At 43.2% G+C, this 17,399-nt stretch carries 13 protein-coding genes; 6 read left to right on the top strand and 7 right to left on the bottom strand.

Annotation, left to right across the window (positions count from 1 at the left end):
• Positions 1-644: 644 nt before the first annotated feature.
• Positions 645-3,755, top strand: a complete 3,111-nt coding sequence (locus tag BL107_RS00955) for a rhamnan synthesis F family protein (protein WP_009788382.1) — start codon at positions 645-647, stop codon at positions 3,753-3,755.
• On the top strand, positions 3,752-7,096 hold the full coding sequence (locus BL107_RS11995) for a rhamnan synthesis F family protein (RefSeq protein WP_083772456.1): 3,345 nt from the start codon (positions 3,752-3,754) through the stop codon (positions 7,094-7,096). Before BL107_RS00955 ends, BL107_RS11995 begins: the two co-directional genes overlap by 4 nt.
• 61 nt (positions 7,097-7,157) lie before the next feature.
• Here the strand turns inward: BL107_RS11995 and BL107_RS00965 are convergent, their stop codons facing one another.
• Positions 7,158-8,414 carry a sulfotransferase family 2 domain-containing protein gene (locus tag BL107_RS00965; protein WP_009788384.1) on the bottom strand — a complete coding sequence of 419 codons (1,257 nt, stop codon included), beginning with the start codon at positions 8,412-8,414 and terminating at the stop codon, positions 7,158-7,160.
• Positions 8,415-8,526: 112 nt separating this feature from the next.
• Between BL107_RS00965 and BL107_RS00970 the strand changes: the two genes are divergently transcribed.
• Positions 8,527-9,000: a hypothetical protein gene (locus BL107_RS00970; RefSeq protein ID WP_009788385.1), complete on the top strand. Its 474-nt coding sequence runs from the start codon at positions 8,527-8,529 to the stop codon at positions 8,998-9,000.
• A 225-nt stretch (positions 9,001-9,225) separates the two neighbouring features.
• Here BL107_RS00970 and BL107_RS00975 read toward each other — a convergent pair whose 3' ends face one another.
• From BL107_RS00975 to BL107_RS00985, 3 genes are all read right to left on the bottom strand, one after another.
• Positions 9,226-10,317, bottom strand: coding sequence for a hypothetical protein (locus BL107_RS00975; RefSeq protein WP_037987832.1), 1,092 nt, complete (start codon positions 10,315-10,317; stop codon positions 9,226-9,228).
• Between the two features lie 615 nt (positions 10,318-10,932).
• On the bottom strand, positions 10,933-11,748 hold the full coding sequence (locus tag BL107_RS00980; protein WP_009788388.1) for an ion transporter: 816 nt from the start codon (positions 11,746-11,748) through the stop codon (positions 10,933-10,935).
• A gap of 5 nt (positions 11,749-11,753) precedes the next feature.
• The gene (locus tag BL107_RS00985; protein ID WP_009788389.1) at positions 11,754-11,939 is read right to left on the bottom strand and encodes an NAD(P)H dehydrogenase subunit NdhS; all 186 of its coding nucleotides are present in this window, start codon (positions 11,937-11,939) and stop codon (positions 11,754-11,756) included.
• Between the two features lie 54 nt (positions 11,940-11,993).
• Here BL107_RS00985 and rimM point away from each other — a divergent pair, with 54 nt between their 5' ends.
• On the top strand, positions 11,994-12,536 hold the full coding sequence (rimM, locus tag BL107_RS00990; protein WP_009788390.1) for a ribosome maturation factor RimM: 543 nt from the start codon (positions 11,994-11,996) through the stop codon (positions 12,534-12,536).
• Between the two features lie 2 nt (positions 12,537-12,538).
• Here the strand turns inward: rimM and BL107_RS00995 are convergent, their stop codons facing one another.
• Positions 12,539-13,246 carry a 2OG-Fe(II) oxygenase gene (locus BL107_RS00995; protein WP_083772457.1) on the bottom strand — a complete coding sequence of 236 codons (708 nt, stop codon included), beginning with the start codon at positions 13,244-13,246 and terminating at the stop codon, positions 12,539-12,541.
• 83 nt (positions 13,247-13,329) lie between these two features.
• On the opposite strand from BL107_RS00995, the gene BL107_RS01000 reads away from it, so the two are divergent.
• A complete protein-coding gene (locus BL107_RS01000) occupies positions 13,330-14,787 on the top strand; it encodes a mannose-1-phosphate guanylyltransferase/mannose-6-phosphate isomerase (protein ID WP_009788392.1) in 1,458 nt (485 codons plus the stop codon).
• A 16-nt stretch (positions 14,788-14,803) separates the two neighbouring features.
• Here the strand turns inward: BL107_RS01000 and glmS are convergent, their stop codons facing one another.
• Together glmS and psaC are read right to left on the bottom strand one after the other, a co-directional pair.
• Positions 14,804-16,693 (bottom strand): glutamine--fructose-6-phosphate transaminase (isomerizing), encoded by a 1,890-nt coding sequence (gene glmS / locus BL107_RS01005; RefSeq protein ID WP_009788393.1) that lies wholly within the window; start codon positions 16,691-16,693, stop codon positions 14,804-14,806.
• A gap of 54 nt (positions 16,694-16,747) precedes the next feature.
• The gene (psaC, locus tag BL107_RS01010) at positions 16,748-16,993 is read right to left on the bottom strand and encodes a photosystem I iron-sulfur center protein PsaC (RefSeq protein ID WP_006850103.1); all 246 of its coding nucleotides are present in this window, start codon (positions 16,991-16,993) and stop codon (positions 16,748-16,750) included.
• 157 nt (positions 16,994-17,150) lie between these two features.
• Between psaC and acpP the strand changes: the two genes are divergently transcribed.
• The gene (gene acpP / locus BL107_RS01015) at positions 17,151-17,393 is read left to right on the top strand and encodes an acyl carrier protein (protein ID WP_009788395.1); all 243 of its coding nucleotides are present in this window, start codon (positions 17,151-17,153) and stop codon (positions 17,391-17,393) included.
• Positions 17,394-17,399 lie beyond the last annotated feature (6 nt).

Genomic DNA, 17,399 nt, shown 5'->3' on the forward strand with positions numbered 1-17,399 from the left:
TATGATGATTGACAGCAAAAAGAATCAAACAAACTTAGTCTCGCAGCTTTCTACTTTAAACAGAAATCTCACTCTTAATGCCTTTTGGAAAAACACATATAGCTAAAATTATTATCCAGGAGAACAGTAAAGCTAAAGAAGCAAAAGATATCTAATCAATTGTCGCCTATAGTGAACAACTCATGAAGGAAATAACTATCAAAAGGATTATTGCCAATTAGTCTACTTCGATTAGATCGATAAAGGTTTTAACTTAGGCTAATGAAAATTTTATCAGCCACTGTTAATTAATCTCGCGTACATCGTTGAAGGAATCCTCCAAGCAGGCGAACACCATCTAGCCTGCAGGCAGAAAATGTATTGTGGTGCACTTAAAAGGCACGTTTGCTATAGTTAAATGTGATACAACTCTCTAAGGACTGGCATTTCGTCATGAAGCCAATTCGAGACTGCATAAAGCTGTGGCAAACGATCCGCGTAGATGTTTCGGAACCTACGCAAATCAAATTACAAATAATGCTTATTACAACCAACCAAAGAAACGACAAGCCCATAGCAAAAAATTCTTTATTTAAAGAAGGAACTTTTCTCACAATAACTGAACGCAGCAACAAACCAGTTATGAATTTTAGAGGCATCACATTATGAACAAATCTCTTAGCAAGCAGTTCTCTTTACACCTATCAAATAGGGACTTTGTTGCAGCAATTGAAGTTATCAAACAAGCCCGTTCACTTAATTACCCTAATGCGCTTATTAATTACTGGGAAAATTCACTTTCAAAACTAGAGCCCGGATTCCGTCATCCGTTAGATTATGCACAAGAACCAAACACAAATAATAATAGCTTAAGCTTGAAGTTGGGACCTAATCTGAGAAACGAATTCCGGAATATTGTATACAAGTATTGCGAAGAAAATAACATTGGCATAGACATAATTAACAGAGTTGTCGATATAACATTTGCAAATTTAGATTTAAGTGACGGAAAAATAGTAGTCCCCGATCTGACAGCAAACAAACCAACTGAAAATCTTTTACATTATTCTGCTTATCAATACTCAATTGAGAATCCCGATGTATCTGAAGCAGTCAAGAAGGGGATAATACCATCCGAAATTGACCACTTTTTAAGGTGCGGCTACATTGAAATTCTCTACGGGAAACGTTATTGTTCGACTTGCTTTTCACATGAACGAGAAAAATATACCGGAAAACTTCTTTATATTGTAGATGATTACAAAAAATTGGACGAGGAGGAAAGTAATATTTTAAAGTCTCCTCAATTAGATAAATTAATGGGAGATATACTTGGCCTAAAAGATAATACTGTCTATACCAGTAGTGGATCAAGCTTGGACATTGAAGCATATCTTTTTCAAAATATATCAGAATATCACAACATATGCATACTTTTACCACATAAGACTTTAGCCCCTGCAGCCAATAAATGGATTCTTGATATCAAGTTAAAAGATCGAACTGCTATTTTTGGCTATTCTACAAGCCAAGGCAAATTTTGCTCTGTATCAGAATACTCATATGCAAATATGCTGGCCTCTGACGTTACAAATGGATGCGTAATAGTTAATTCTATTGAGGCATTATCTGTGGTAGCTGAACTTAGAGACTATGAAACTGGATATGGTTTTTATCATGCTTTAGTCCTTCAAATGCAAAAGAATGGGGTGGAATTTTGTTTAAAAACCGAAATACTAAGTCAAACTAGAAATGATGAGAATATAAAAATAAATTCTGAAAAAAATGATTGCTGGTCACCCTTTTTCTGGGCAACATCAGCTAATAATAGAAGCACATGTCCCTTAACTTTAATTCGACGCGATTTTATTAAAACCTGGACTAAAGAGGTAGCACATAGAAGTAAAAGTAATGGCGTTATAAATACTGAAGATAACCTTTCGATAGATCGAGAAAAATTGGTGATGAAGTTAAAACCAAGTGTAGACAATATGGTTGCCATAATTATTCCATTTAAAGACAAGATACATTTGCTTGAGAATTGTGCTGACTCATTAATGGCCAAAAAAGAAGAGGTAGGTTTTAAAATTTATGCAATTGACAATAACTCTAGCGAGCCAGGAACTTTTGAAGGTTTAGAGCGATTGAAAAACAAATATCAAGATCAGTTCATCTGCATAAACTCTCCTGGAGAATTTAATTATTCCAAAATCAACAATGGAGCCGTCAGTATTGTTGAAGAAGAATATATTTTATTTTTAAATAATGACATATTGATTGATTCAAGCTTTGCGATAACTACACTCTTAAACACTCACTACTTTTATAATGCCATCATAACAGGCTCAAAATTACTATACCCAAGTGGTAAAATACAGCATAATGGATTAGCAATTACGCAAGAAAAACATATTGCAGTTCATAGTCCATTTAGAGGACAAAATACAAATTTGAATCATGAACTGAAAACAGATTTCGATTCACATCCATGGGATCGAACCCATGAATGCTCTGCAGTGACAGCCGCATGTATGCTCATGAAGAAGGAAGATTTTCTCAGTATTGGTGGTTTTGATGAAACATTTAAAGTTGCTTATAATGATGTAGATTTATGCTTTCGAGCAAAGGAAAAATATATAACAAGGCCTATCATATGCTGTACGGATACAAAAATATTACATTTAGAATCTGAATCAAGAGGCTTGGATAATGACAATGAGAAGGCAGCCCGTCTTTATCATGAAAGAGTCAAACTGGTAAATCGACATGAGAATATATTTAATCATCCCGATATATTTACAGGTATCAATAGCACTTTTGATGATATACAAAGGTTTATAAAAACAAGTTTTGATCGTAAATTCATCGATCTGTCGTCATCACGGACATCAGATATAAATCTTGAAGAGCTCGATATTTATGAATCAAATGACGGTAAGACACAAAAATATGCCTGCATATTTGTGCATTATGACAAAGACTCTCTGATCTCCGCAGATTGTGTTCATCATGTAGAGAAACTAAGTGAATATTGTGATCTTTTCTTTGTTTCTAGTTCTGAATATCTAAAAAAATTACCAGAGCAAGTTAAAAAGATTAAACCTTTTTGCAAACAAATTTTAATCCGTAAGAATAGTGGTTATGATTTTGGATGTTGGTCGCATGTAATCAGAAAAAACTATGGTCAACTTTGTGAATATAAAGGCGTGCTACTGGCCAACGACAGCAATTGGGGTCCATTAGACGATTTTTCTGACACTTTTTTAAAGATCAATAATCTTTTGAATGACGTAGATTACATAGGATTAACTTCTTCAACAACACCAACATGGCACCTGCAAAGCTTTTTTGTAATGTACTCCAAGAAAGTGTTTAGCTCATCATACTTTAAACAGCACTGGTTTAACATCGGTATACTCAACTCAAAGTTTGATATAGTTATGAGGTATGAAGTTGATTGGTGTACTCGGCTCAAAAGATTAGGTTTTACCGGTACGTCATTATATGGAAACTCATCCACTGCTAGCAATCCAACACATGTGGATTGGGAAAAATTGATCAAAAATAAATATCCATACCTCAAAAAAGAATTAATCAGGGAAAATCCTTTGAGAATTGATCTAAGCGAATTGCCAACAATTTTGTCATCTTACGATTGGGGTTGGAGAGATGCTTTGTTAGATTACTTAAAACGTTATGGCAAGGAGAAATCAAATATAGCAGCATCACTTCGGCCTAATGAATCACTATATGAGCAACCCTCAGTGACCGAATGAGCACTACTCTTGAACCTATTTTGTCTTTCTCTAGGCGAGCATATATATCCAAAGTAAAAGGGGATATATATGCTAATTATGCAATTTCTAGTCAGTGTGAAACCCTAGGGTTCCCTACTAATTTCGTTGATAGCCTGAGGAGTTTTTATCAAATAAGACAAAATTATATAGATTTAATTAGACCCTACTGTTGTAGCCGTCATTATTTTAGCTCTTACCTCAATTCTGATCTTTACTACAAAATACATTCGTTAGACCAGTACCCTATCATCGAAAATAGCAGTGATATTCAGGGAACTGAAATCGCTGACATCAAACAATTTGCGATTCAATCTGGATATTTTGATCCAAATTTCTATAGACTGACTAATCCGGACCTCTACCACTGTTCTAATGCCGAACTAGTTAATCATTTTTTTGATAATTCAGTAAATGAACCAAATAGGGACCCAAGTCAGTACTTTAGTGTTTCTCAATATTATAATCTGCACCCTGATGTTAAAGATGCTCAGCTTAATGCGTTAAGGCATTATTTGATGTATGGGAATATTGATGAACGGCAACACGCGCCAAGCAACAAAATATTAGACTCGCTCGTAACACTTAGAGATCATATTGACATATTAGATCATTCAGGGAAATGCAAGACATCAATATTTCAAGAATGTCAGGTTGCCATTTATCTGCATATTTATTATCCAGAATCTTTGCATGAATTTCTGGAATACCTTACTGTACTGCCATCTCAGATCAGATTAGTAATTACAACAACAACCTCTGAGAAAAAAGAACTCATCATTGAAATATTGGAACGAGCACTTTTAATAAATCGCCTTGACCTATGTCATGTTTATCACGAAAATAAAGGTAGAGATATTGGTGCTTTTATCAATATCTATGATGAGCTAATTAAGTATGATGTTGTATGTAAGTTACATGCTAAGAAAAGTCCTCACCTTGGAGAGTTCGGGAAAAGCTGGTTTAGATACCTCATTCGATCTACAATTGGCAACCAATCTGCAATTGAAAATATAGTTAATATTCTTTATCATAGTAAGGATATTGGCATACTTGCTCCGACAAGTTTTCAGGGAACAAACAACCATGACTGGGCATCAAATTTTGACATTTCACAATCCATTTCGGATCACATATTTAATTCTGAATTAGATATTAACAAAGAAAAACTTCGTTATCCTTCAGCCACTGTCTTTTGGTTTAAACCTGAAGCTTTAAATCAACAACAATTTAGGTCTATTCAACCAGACTTTTTCCCTGAGGAACCAATACCTATTGATGGGACTACTGCACATTCACTAGAGAGACTTATTCCATATATATCAATTCTTAATGGGCTTAAAACACTATATTATTTTGATCCGTCATTATATTTGAAATCGATTAAAGAGTGGAATGTACTTGAAAGTATCAAAGCCTGTGATGATCGTAATACCTTCATAATTGTTGGTCACGATGCAAGTAACAGCGGAGCGCCTCGTACTGCTTTGGCCTTACAACGATCACTGATTAATGACTTGAATTTAAACTGTATAGTAATTCTCCTAAATGACGGGCCACTTTTACAAGCATATAAGGATAATGGTCCGACTTTTGTATTTAAAAATAATCTTGTACATTCATATTTAAACGCTGTATTTAAGTATTCCGATAGACTGCTTAATGTAGTCACTAATACTGTGATTACTGCTGTCGTCGGTCAATTAGCTCAGGCTTATGGTCATACTCATGTGGCGCTTGTACACGAGAACGCAGATACGGGGTATTGGCCCTCAGAAATGTTTGGTCATGCACTGAATGGAGATTTGTGTGTTTTCCCAGGAGAAGGAGTCGCTCAAGCTGCATATACAATATGTAATATTGATGCGCCCAAAAATGTTGCTATTCGGCCACAAGGTATTTATCGACATAATTTTCCTGACTTATTAATTGACGAATGCTATGAATCTGTTCGCACAGAGCTGGGCATTCCCAAAGACTCAAAGATCATACTAGGTTGTGGCACAATAGAGCCAAGGAAAGGTGTTGATATCTTTATTGAAACGGCAGATTTTTTCTTAAATAATAGTAGTGAGAATATATTTTTTTTATGGATAGGTGATTTACCTGCATCCAAATGTGATGACAGGAATTGGGCCGAACAGTTACTGGATAAGCTTAAGGATCTACCGAATAGTAATTGTCTTATTCTTGGTGGTTGCACAAAGGCAGATCGCTATTTTCAAGCATGCGATGTCTTCTATTTAACGTCTCGTAAGGATCCATTTCCTGGAGTAGTTCTTGAAGCAATGGCTTGCAAAAAGCCAATAATTGCATTTGAAGATGCAACTGATGTAGGAAATGCCTTCAATGATGGTACTGGAGGTTTTTTGTTGAGTCAATTTGATGTGACATTAGCCGCAGAAAAAATATATTTGTATATAAAAAATCCTCAGCTTGCATATGATGCTGGAATTCATAACGAAAATGTAATCCAACGTGATTATATATTTTCGAAATATGCAAATTTTTTAATTGAAAGGTCAAACTTGCTTCGCTCTGCAAAGCTTCAGTCCGATTCAGTTATCAGCTTTATCGTTCCTATTTTTAAAACCCCTCTACTCTACCTTCAGCAATTATTATCTTCAGTCCAATCTCAATCTTATCCCAATTGGGAACTTTGTCTAGGTGGTGGTGATCTTGATCAAGATGTATTGTCTTATTTAAATTATAAAATGCTAAGTGATCATCGCATTAAATATATTGAAGTAAACTCTTCTGAACAAGGAATATCAGTAAATTCTAATGCTGCAATTTCTATCTGTACAGGCAAATATATTGCACTTCTGGATCACGATGATTTATTGTCAGCAAACTGTGCTCTTGAGATTATATCTATTCATGAAGAAAATGACTGCGACTTTGTTTATACAGCTGAAGACAAAGTTGACGGCACAGGCCTGAATTTTTATGGCCCTGTCTATAAAAATGTGTACTCAGAAGAAAAGCTACTCAAGAATAATTATATTACACATCTGTCATCATTCTCGCGAGAACTAATTAAGGAGATTGGCGGATTTCGCCCTGAATATGACGGTGCACAAGATTATGACTTGATTTTGAGGGCCTCTTCTCATGCAAAAAAAATATTTTATCTTCCTCGGGTTCTTTATCATTGGAGAGTCTTCGAGGATTCAACTTCGGGCGGTTCTCCTGAATCTAAACCTTACGCAATTGAAGCTGGTCGAAAAGCCGTGGAAACATTTCTAATAGAGAAAGGAAAAGTCAGATTTACCGTTCAAAATAGTAAAATTCCATTTTCTTATGATATCATTTATGATTAAACTTTAAATCTATTTGTTTTATTTTCAATCCAATTATCACTTAATTTAAGTACGAATGAAATTAAAAAGCTCGCTGTATCCAATAATCAAGTTCTGAGCTTCCGTTCGCAACTCTCCTTAAGTATAAAATTATGTCCTGGAGATAGATTGCTGCAACCTTTTTAATCATCTCTTTACTATACATATTTTTAGTAAGTGGTGATTGTTTTTGAATCTGCCGATGCTTGATATCAACGGCCTTCGTTTGATACGTTATACCAGAATCAGAATCATGATCCTTTGTAGTATATATTGAATTTATACCTCTTACATCATAAAATTTGAGACCAGTCTTTGTTTGTATTTCTCTTATCGCATCTTCCAACCCTTCGATTGAATAATATCTATCGTAATTCCGATATAAAACGAAATCGCATTGTGGCCGAGTATGTTCATCCTCATAAATCGTATGCGGATACTCCCATATATAATTTATAAAATCTTCGAAACTCATTTCGGATTTAAAATCAAATACACCTTTGGCAATCTGATAACTTATATCTTCTTGAGGATCATCTGCGTGGCATAGTTTGTCAAGAAAATAAGATAATAGCCTTTTAAACGGATTTCTGAGAATAATGAATGTGAATTCAGCCTCAAGTGCTTCTTTTGTGCTTGCGACAAAGCAATCGTTGTTAGCATGAATCCACTTAATTTCCTCAACACCAGCAATTGCTCCGTTAGCAATTGCAATTGAGCACCTGAGGTTTGAGCATGCATTTTTTGGGATCCATGTACACACGCTATTGCTTTTATAATGGACTTTGGTGTGGTTTATAGCGAATTGGTAGTTCTCATTTGCAAAAAGATTTGTAGGATTTCCTTGGGTTTTTAGAAGAATCCTCTCTGCATCGGCCTCAATATGATTTGAGTTATTGATATTTGTAATTCCTGAGTCTCTCAGACAGCCAGCTGATGCTTTTAAGGATAGTGTCTTTACGCGAAGTCTTGACTCTGTTAATTCAAGTGCAATTAACTCGGCAGCTTCTTGAATATGACGATATTGATTTTTAGGTATATCTGGATCATAGCTTATACTGTCATTTATTATTTCCTTAAGATTCATTTCTTTTATGCCATAATTAACGAAATGATCAATAACTTTTGAGTCATCGTCATATTCATCTGGAAGTGCCTTTACTTGTCTATACAGATCAACAGGAAAAACCTCGAAAAGGGCCTTTTCAAGTTTTTTTTCTCGTTCTATTGACTTTTTTAATTCAAGAGAAATTGAATCCGCAGATTGTTTATTGTTAGAATAAGAGTCTGGTTTATTCATGGATTGGCTTCAATCTCACCTTATGTTATAGCATTGTATGACATCAAGCTTTTTGTGGCTTGTCAGCGGTTAACCCCTTCGTTGGTCCTCTTCAACAATTTCTGACTTTTTCATGACCATAGAATCGGCTCTTCAAGAACTTATCAAGAAGGTGTCAGACGCTCAGTCGCAAATTGATAATCTTGTCCTTCAGGTAAAGACGTTAGAACACCAGAAAGCAGAAGCACGCGAAGAGACCGAACACACCCTGCTTCAGTTGCAACAAGTACAAGAAGAGTTTGAGCAACTTTATAGATCCGCTGGAAAGGAGCGAGTGATGACCCTGGAGAGTGAACTTTCGGAGCAAGAGCTGCAACTGGATCAAATGCAAGAGGAGCTAGAGCACCAATTCCTTTCTAATCAGCAACAGAAGGATTTACTTGATACTTACGCAAGTCAGGAAGAACGATTCCAACATATTTTGCACAAAATTCTCCAAGCACAAACTCCAGATATAGTTTCGAAACAACAGCATCATTTAAAAGGTAGCCTCAAGAAGGTACAATCCAAACGTGATAACGCTGGAATGCAGCCTAAATATGATTAATCGATAAATAAAGTCTCAGGTTAACCTCGATGTTCACACCAATGATTCTATGCGCTTACGTTCATAACACTAAAATAATCGGACAGACTTATTAACAGCAATGTATTTACGAAGGTAGCGCTACATAAGTAATAAAATTTATTCTTTAAGGTTGTGTCGACTAAATAGCTCAAGACAATTGGAAATTTTGATATGCCGAATAACCGGGCTTAAGGATATCACCGATCAAGACGATTCGTACCGCTTCTCAAGTACAGACAGGAATGCATCAAAACCAGCAATTGACTTACGATGAGATGCATTCTCATCAAAATTTTCATCTTGAACAGATTTCGTTTCGTGATGCTTTAAGGCTAGCGTATCTAGCTCTTCCTTAAAATACTTGCAATTAGGATACATAAGGATATGATCAACTAGTGTTTCAACCGTACTAGAGTAAGTCAAGTCTGATTGGTCCATATTTTTAATCAGATCGCTTACTTTTTGAACATCAACACGCACTTCGTACGGTTTCAGGTGCTCGAGTATTGTATTATGCAACTCTTCGGTGATGTCGCCAGCTAAAACTTTATTCCATAATATTGTGGCTTCTTCAATGCGATTGAGTTCAGCTAAAATTTGTGCACGCATATGATCAGTCTCAGGACTGTGCAATCCAAAACTAAGAGCCTTCTCCAGTAACATCAACGCAAGCTGGTATCTTTTAGCTTCCCTGATAGCAGTCGTTTCTTGAATTAATAATATTTTCAGCTCTATTATCACTTCATCTGGAGCCTTCATTGGCAGATACTGAATTTCCCATTGATGCAACTTCAACATTGCATATGCACTCTTCAAAAATAAATTTAAAAGCTTTCTAAGCTGAGTGGCTGCTCTTTTTTTGACCATCTCATCTTCAGATTTGGCTAGTCTAATCCATATTTTGAAAACTTCTGCATATCTCTCAAGACTCATCAATACTCTTGCTCGATTAACATCAAGCCGATTAGACCTAAAACCTGCTTTTTTTGATAAGTCTAGTAAAATTAGCGCTTGATCTAGAGAGCCTGACTCGACAAAGTTGATAACATCCATACAAATTAAATTATCTGCGTCTGAATAATTAGCCGTTTCAGTAAAATATGAGAGCCGAAGGTCTGAAGCGCCAATACTCTCGCAAAGCTTGTTAAAAACCTCACGTTTCTTGGATTTTTTACTAGCCGGAAGAAGCTTGGGCTTAGAATAATTTTGGTGATGAATAGCATCTCTATAGAGATGGAAAGCATTAATTCCTAAGGACCTAATTTTTTGGGAAATTGTTGCAAGCGCAGAAGGCATCTATCAAACGCATTTAAACAATCATAAGGCATCCCTGCATCCTTACCGCAGAAGCGAACCAAATAAGTATCATCCTTTTAATCAAATACTTTCGCTGGCAAGAATTACCATAATATTTTTATGCAATTGATAGCACTATATTCCGCTGACTGATCACTCGACAAGATGTCGGAAAAGTTATAAATTTCATTTGTTTACCAATTTGAAGTTTTTGCTTACTAATATTGTCTTCCTCAAAGCTAAACCTGACAAGGCTATTATTTAAAAAGAGTACTAAAATGCATTAATTCACAATCAAAAGTCCTGACGTCAGGAATCAATTAATGGCTTGTACATACAAAGATTAGGCTAAAAATTTAAGGCTTAATCTCAATATCTAACTAATGTCAAGATATTGGGATAAGGTGCTCCTAATTACCTAGTCACTCACCATGAATGCAAAGCGGGCTGAAAATAATGTTCTAAAAATTTATTGCACGTACGGTATTGAGCAATTCCTAAGGCAAACCACTGAACACTCAATGAGTTAATTCTTAACTCGCCAAGCCAAAACAAAATATTGCGTTTGAAGCACTAAAAGAGCAATAGATTGAAGGGATATTTGCTGCTTGGATCTTATAATAAACCCCCACATTGATCACAGTGCTGCGCGTCGCTTCGATGGCCTTGCCGACCGCACTGATGACAGGCCACTCCAGCCAACTGCTTCTGGTGACGCTGCATCCCTGAAACGGTGAGAATCCCGGTAGGAATCGCAATGATTCCAAAACCAAGCATCATCACAACCGAAGCCAACAACCGACCCAACGCGGTCTGCGGCACCACATCGCCGTAGCCAACAGTGGTCATCGTGACGATCGCCCAGTACAGCCCTTTGGACACGGTGTCGAACTGGGAATTCGGACCAGAGCTTTCAATCACAAAAATGGCGTAGCCCAGCACCACCTGCAGCAAGAACACAAAGAACAGAAACACACAAATGGTTCGGGCACTTCCACGCAACGCCTGAGCCAACACCTTGGCTTCATCAATGAACTTAAGCAGCTTGAACACCCGCAGAATGCGGCCAAACTTGAACACCCAAAGCAGCAATTCACTGCGAACCTGCGGCACAAAGAAGAACAACACGGCACTGAGATCGATCAGACCGGTGAAGCTGAACAAGTACTTCCGGGGACTGGGAACCACCGCCAAGTGCAAGACAAAATCCGCAGCAAACACCGCCAAACAACCGTCTTGAACCAAATCGATCCAAAACACCTCGGTTTGCTGCAACGCTGAGTTTCCTAGGGGATTGGGCTCAAGGAGCAACACCACCACGCTGAGCAAAATCGCCCCAAAGATCACCAGGTTGTAGATCTTTCCAGCCGTGGTGTTGGCCTCAAGAACCGTGGTGCGAAGCCGTTGCCGAAAACTACGGTCAGACGCCATCAAGATCAGACAGCCTGGAGGTCCTTCAACCGCAAGGTCACCAACTTGTCCCAGTTCCCTCCTTCAAACAGAACGGCAGCACGATCGCCACTGATGCGCTGCACAAAACCGGTGTAACCGTTGTAAATCGAAGTGACATCCTGCACGGTCACCGTGGAGCCGGGAAGAATTGGAGCTGCTGCGGACGCCATGGCTCGATCGCGAACGGGTCTAGAGCCATTATCAACAAAGCAACCCCCGATCGCATGGCAGACAGCGAGGAATGGCTCGAGGAATGGCTCACAGTGGGAAAAATTGTGGGAGTTCAAGGGTTACAAGGGGAATTGCGGGTGAATCCCGCCAGCGACTTCCCGGAACGCTTCACCGTGCCCGGTCCTCGCTGGGTACGCAGCAAAGGCTCAGCTCCACGGGAAGTCCAACTCAAATCAGGTCGCCAGCTGCCAGGTAAAAGCCTTTTTGTGGTCCGCCTCGACAGCGTTGACAATCGCAATGCAGCAGAAGCCCTGGTAGGCAGCGATTGGATGGTTCCAGCAGACGACCGCCCAGCACTCGGGGAGGGGGAGTTCCATCTACTGGACTTGGTCGGCCTCGAAGCCCGCCTCAGCCTGGATAGCGACCCCATCGGCACCGTGACCGATCTGATCAGTGGCGGCAACGACCTACTGCAGATCAAACGAAGCAATGGCAGCACATTGCTCATTCCCTTCGTGGAGGCGATCGTTCCAGAGGTTCATCTCAAGGACGGCTGGCTCTTGCTGACCCCACCCCCTGGGCTGATGGATCTTTAGATTTACAAATAGCGCTGACCATTTAATTGACGATAATCTGTATATGAACGTTGTATATCAGCAGAGTTTACAGGCTTTTCAGAGACATAATAGTAAAGCGCAAGCGAGTTACGAAACTTCCCCTCCGGCAAACTCATCGGCTCTGGGTGGCCATGAAAGCTTTGATCGGTAGTAGTAAACAATACTGTCGTATTAAAGAGCGGTTCGATTGTTTTCTCAATGTGCAAGCCTTGATCAGTTTTACACGCAAGACAAAGCTCTCCTCCCCAAGATTTATCCCAATCCGGGTTCAAATAGATCAATAAATTTAACCTTCGATAAAGCTTCAAACGGTCATGCCAATTGAAGTCGGCATGCATTTTAAGGAAACCATCATTCAAAGAGGAATGAATACCACCCCCAAGAAGATGGGGATCAGGAATTAGACCTTTTTCTCCAGTAATTTCCTCCAAAAATTCTAAAAACTTTGAGCTATTACAATAACTTAGAAGCATTTTTGTCTTTGGTGGCAGCTTGCCAAAGATGCCGCAAGACCTTTTGTTTACAGAAACACTCTTGAAGATTTTCTTCTCATCCCAATCCGTAAATGCTAAGCACTCTTCAGCCACTTTTTTTAATAACGACTCATCCCATAGCTTTTTGAAAACCAAATGAGGAAATGGGGTGCTGGATGCGTAAGTCGGTGCCAACGATTTTGGGTCAATAGCCATGAGGTCAACAAAATCGAATTCATGTTGACATCGACAAAGCACCCAACGGCGAGCGAGTCTGGTTTAAACATGAATGGGACATCTTGGCTGCCACACCCCTGATTCCTGTGATCCTCTGCGGGGGAACCGGTACACGGCTGTGGCCGCTGTCGCGCGCCAGTTATCCCAAGCAGTATTGGCCATTAAGTGGTGACGGCGACGCCACCCTGCTGCAGCAAACCCAACAGCGTCTCGAGGGGCTGGAGGCTCTGGCAGCTCCATTGCTGATCTGCAATGAGGACCACCGCTTCATCGTGGCGGAGCAGATGCGCCAACTGGGCATTGAACCCAACGCAATCCTGTTGGAGCCGATGGGACGCAACACAGCTCCAGCAGTGACCGTGGCCGCACTGCAAGCCACCGCCGATGGCGATGACCCCCTCTTGCTGGTGCTCGCGGCGGACCATCTGATTCGCAACGCTGAACAGTTCCGCGCCGCCGTTGCCGCTGGACGGCCGGCTGCCGAAGCCGGCCGACTGGTGACCTTTGGCATCGTGCCCACGGCCCCGGAAACCGGATACGGCTACATCGAAGCCGCCGAAGACTTCAACGTTGGAGAGCTGAAGGATGTTCCGATCGCGCGATTTGTCGAAAAACCGGATCAAGCGACCGCAGAGCAGTTCTTAGCGACCGGCCGTTTCACCTGGAATAGCGGCATGTTCCTGTTCCGTGCCAGCGCCATGCTGGCGGAACTGGATCGACTCAACCCTGAGGTGGTGAGTTGCTGCCGGGCAGCCCTGGAGCAGGACACCGCCGACTTGGAGTTTCTGCGGTTGGAACGGGAAGCCTTTGCCAAATGCCCGAACGTGGCCATCGACGTGGCCGTAATGGAAAAAACAGAACTGGGCTCCGTGCTGCCCCTGGACGCGGGCTGGAGCGATGTGGGTAGTTGGAGTGCCCTCTGGGAAACCTCAGATCGTGACGGCGATGGCAACGTTCTGCAGGGACGGGTGATCTCCCAAGGGAGCCGCAACTGCTATCTCCGCAGCGAACACCGGTTGGTGGTGGGGCTTGGCGTTGAAAATCTAGTAGTGGTGGAAACGGATGATGCGGTTCTGATCGCGGATCGATCCCAGGCCCAGGCAATCAAAACCGTGGTGAAGCAACTGGAAGCCGACGGCAGCCCCGAAGGCAAAGCACACCGCAAGATTTACCGGCCCTGGGGCCACTACACCGGTGTGACGGAAGGGGAGCGCTGGCAAGTGAAACGCATTTCTGTGAAACCAGAGGCCAGCTTGTCGCTACAAATGCACCACCATCGGGCCGAACACTGGGTTGTAGTGAAGGGCACTGCGCTGGTAGAGCGGGACGGCAGTGAACAATTGGTAGGTGAGAACCAAAGCACCTACATCCCCATGGGATGCCGGCACCGTCTCTCCAACCCTGGCCGGATACCTGTGGAGCTGATCGAAGTGCAGAGCGGCGAATATCTCGGCGAAGACGACATCGTGCGCTTCGAAGACCGCTATGGCCGCAGTGATCTCACAATCACCACCGCCTAGCTATTCAAGGACTTAACTATTCAACGGTGACGCTTTTGGCCAAGTTGCGGGGTTGATCCACATCCAAACCGCGATGGGCCGCAATGTGATAACTGAGCAGCTGCATTGGAATCACGGTGAGTAGGGGGCTGATCCACTCACTCATCTCGGGCACCGCCAACAGCTCATCGAACAAGGCTGTATCGGGCCCCTCTGGGGCTACACCGATTAGCTGGGCATCGCGAGCCTTTGCTTCTTGTGCGTTGCTGAGCACCTTGTCGAACACCAGGCCAGGAACGGCAATCGACACCACCGGGACATGGGCATCTAAGAGGGCAATCGGGCCGTGTTTCATCTCGCCGGCGGGATAGCCCTCTGCGTGGATGTAACTGATCTCTTTCAACTTGAGGGCACCTTCCAAAGCAATCGGATAGTTGATGCCTCGGCCCAAGAAAATCACGTCCTGGGTGGTAGCAAAGCGATAGGCCAACGCCGCACAGCGCTGATCATGCAGATCAACGAGCCCCCGCAAATGCTCTGGGAGCGCGCGCAATTCATCGGCCAAAGCCTCAATCTCTGAGGCTGAACGGCTGCGGCGGTTGGCCGCAAAGGCCATGGCGAGACCGTAGAAGGCCAACAGTTGCCCCAGGAATGTTTTGGTAGCCGCCACCCCCACCTCAATGCCGGCACCGATGTCGAGGATGTGGGGCACCTGACGGGAGAGGGAGCTCTCGGCTCGGTTAGTGATTCCCAACTGGCGAGGGGAATAGGCCGGATCGCCATGGACTTCGCGGCGCTTGGCCTCCATGGCGAGAGCGGCCAAGGTGTCGGCGGTTTCCCCCGACTGAGTGACGCCAACGGTGAGGGTGTTGGGCGCTAAGGGCGGCGGGGAATAGCGAAATTCACTGGCGTAGTACACCGCCGTTGGCACACCGGCGAACTGTTCCAGCAGGTAGGCACCCACCATGGCAGCGTGGCGACTGGTGCCACAGGCCAGAATTTCGATTCGCTCGATGCCCTCATAAAACGAAGCCTCGAAGGGAAGGGCCACAGGCATTTGCTCCGTGAGCCCCTGGGGTAAGTGGCGGGCCACCCAAAGTTCGGCTGTTTCTGGCTGCTCATGGATCTCCTTGAGCATGAAGTGGCGAAATTCGCGCTTGTCCGCCACGTGATCAGTGCCGGTAAGCAGGGTTGGCATCCGCTGCTGACGCTCACCTTGCGCGTCGTAAAGCTCCACCCCCAGCGGCGATAGCAGGGCCACCTCGCCGTCTTCCATCGGAAGAATCGTGCGCGTAAAACCGGCCAAAGCTGGGGTATCACTGGCACAGAGAAATTCCCCCTCGCCCAAACCAATTAACAACGGTGCGGCTTTACGGGCCACCACCAAGGCGCCCGGGGTTTGGTCCCAGATCACAGCCAGGGCATAGGCCCCCTGCAACTGAGGCAATACCGCTTGCACCGCGTGAAGTAAAAGATCCCCACTGGGGCTTTTTTCAGCAGCCAGCCGTTTCTTCAGCTCTGCACCAATCAGGTGGGGGATCACCTCCGTGTCGGTTTCTGAGACGAACACCGCACCGTCCGTTTCAAGCGCCTCCCGCAGGTTGCGGTGGTTTTCGATGATGCCGTTCTGCACCACCGCCACGGAGCCATCCCCCGTGCAATGAGGATGGGCGTTGCGCTCTTCCGGTTTCCCATGGGTGGCCCAACGGGTATGGCCAATGCCGCACTGGCCAGAGGCACCTTGCTCCTCCACCCGAGCCGTGAGATTGACCAGTTTTCCCTTGGCCTTCAAACAGGTGAGCTGCCCTTCGGCATCCACCGTGGCGATGCCTGCGGAGTCGTAGCCCCGATATTCCAGCTGTCTTAATCCTTCGAGCAACTGGGGCGCAGCCTCGCGGGAGCCCACCAGAGCAACAATTCCGCACATATAAAAAAAGCCCGGCGATTGCCGGGCTGAGCTTATGTCTTCAAAACCAAAAAGTTAGTAAGCCAAGCCCATGGAGCGGGTTGTTTCATCGCCCAGGTAGACGCGAATGCTGAGGAAGTCTGTGGGGCAAGCGGTTTCACAGCGCTTACAACCCACACAGTCTTCTGTGCGAGGAGAAGATGCAATTTGGCCGGCTTTACAACCATCCCAAGGAACCATCTCGAGCACGTCGAGGGGACAAGCCCGAACGCACTGGGTACAACCAATGCAGGTGTCGTAGATCTTGACGGCGTGGGACATGTGCCCGGTGCGAACAAACACTTGTGCAAAACGTACCTGCCCCTCCTCCCCCAGAGACAGCAGCCGTCACGGTTGTTAACGACCAAGTCATTCAAGGTGGGGGAATCAGAGGGCTTACTCGTAGGATGCAGCGTCCCGTTGTCCCGTTGCTACGGCCATGTCCCAGGAAGCGATCCTTGAGAAAGTCCGATCGATCGTCGCGGAGCAGCTCAGCGTCGATGCCGGAGAAGTGAAACCGGAATCCAACTTTCAAAACGACCTGGGTGCTGACTCTCTCGACACCGTGGAGCTCGTGATGGCGTTGGAGGAAGCCTTCGATATTGAGATCCCCGACGAATCCGCTGAAGGCATCCTCACCGTTGGTGACGCCGTGAAGTACATCGAAGACAAGCAGGCCTGAGGATCG

Source organism: Synechococcus sp. BL107 (assembly GCF_000153805.1).
Taxonomy (GTDB): Bacteria; Cyanobacteriota; Cyanobacteriia; order PCC-6307; family Cyanobiaceae; genus Parasynechococcus.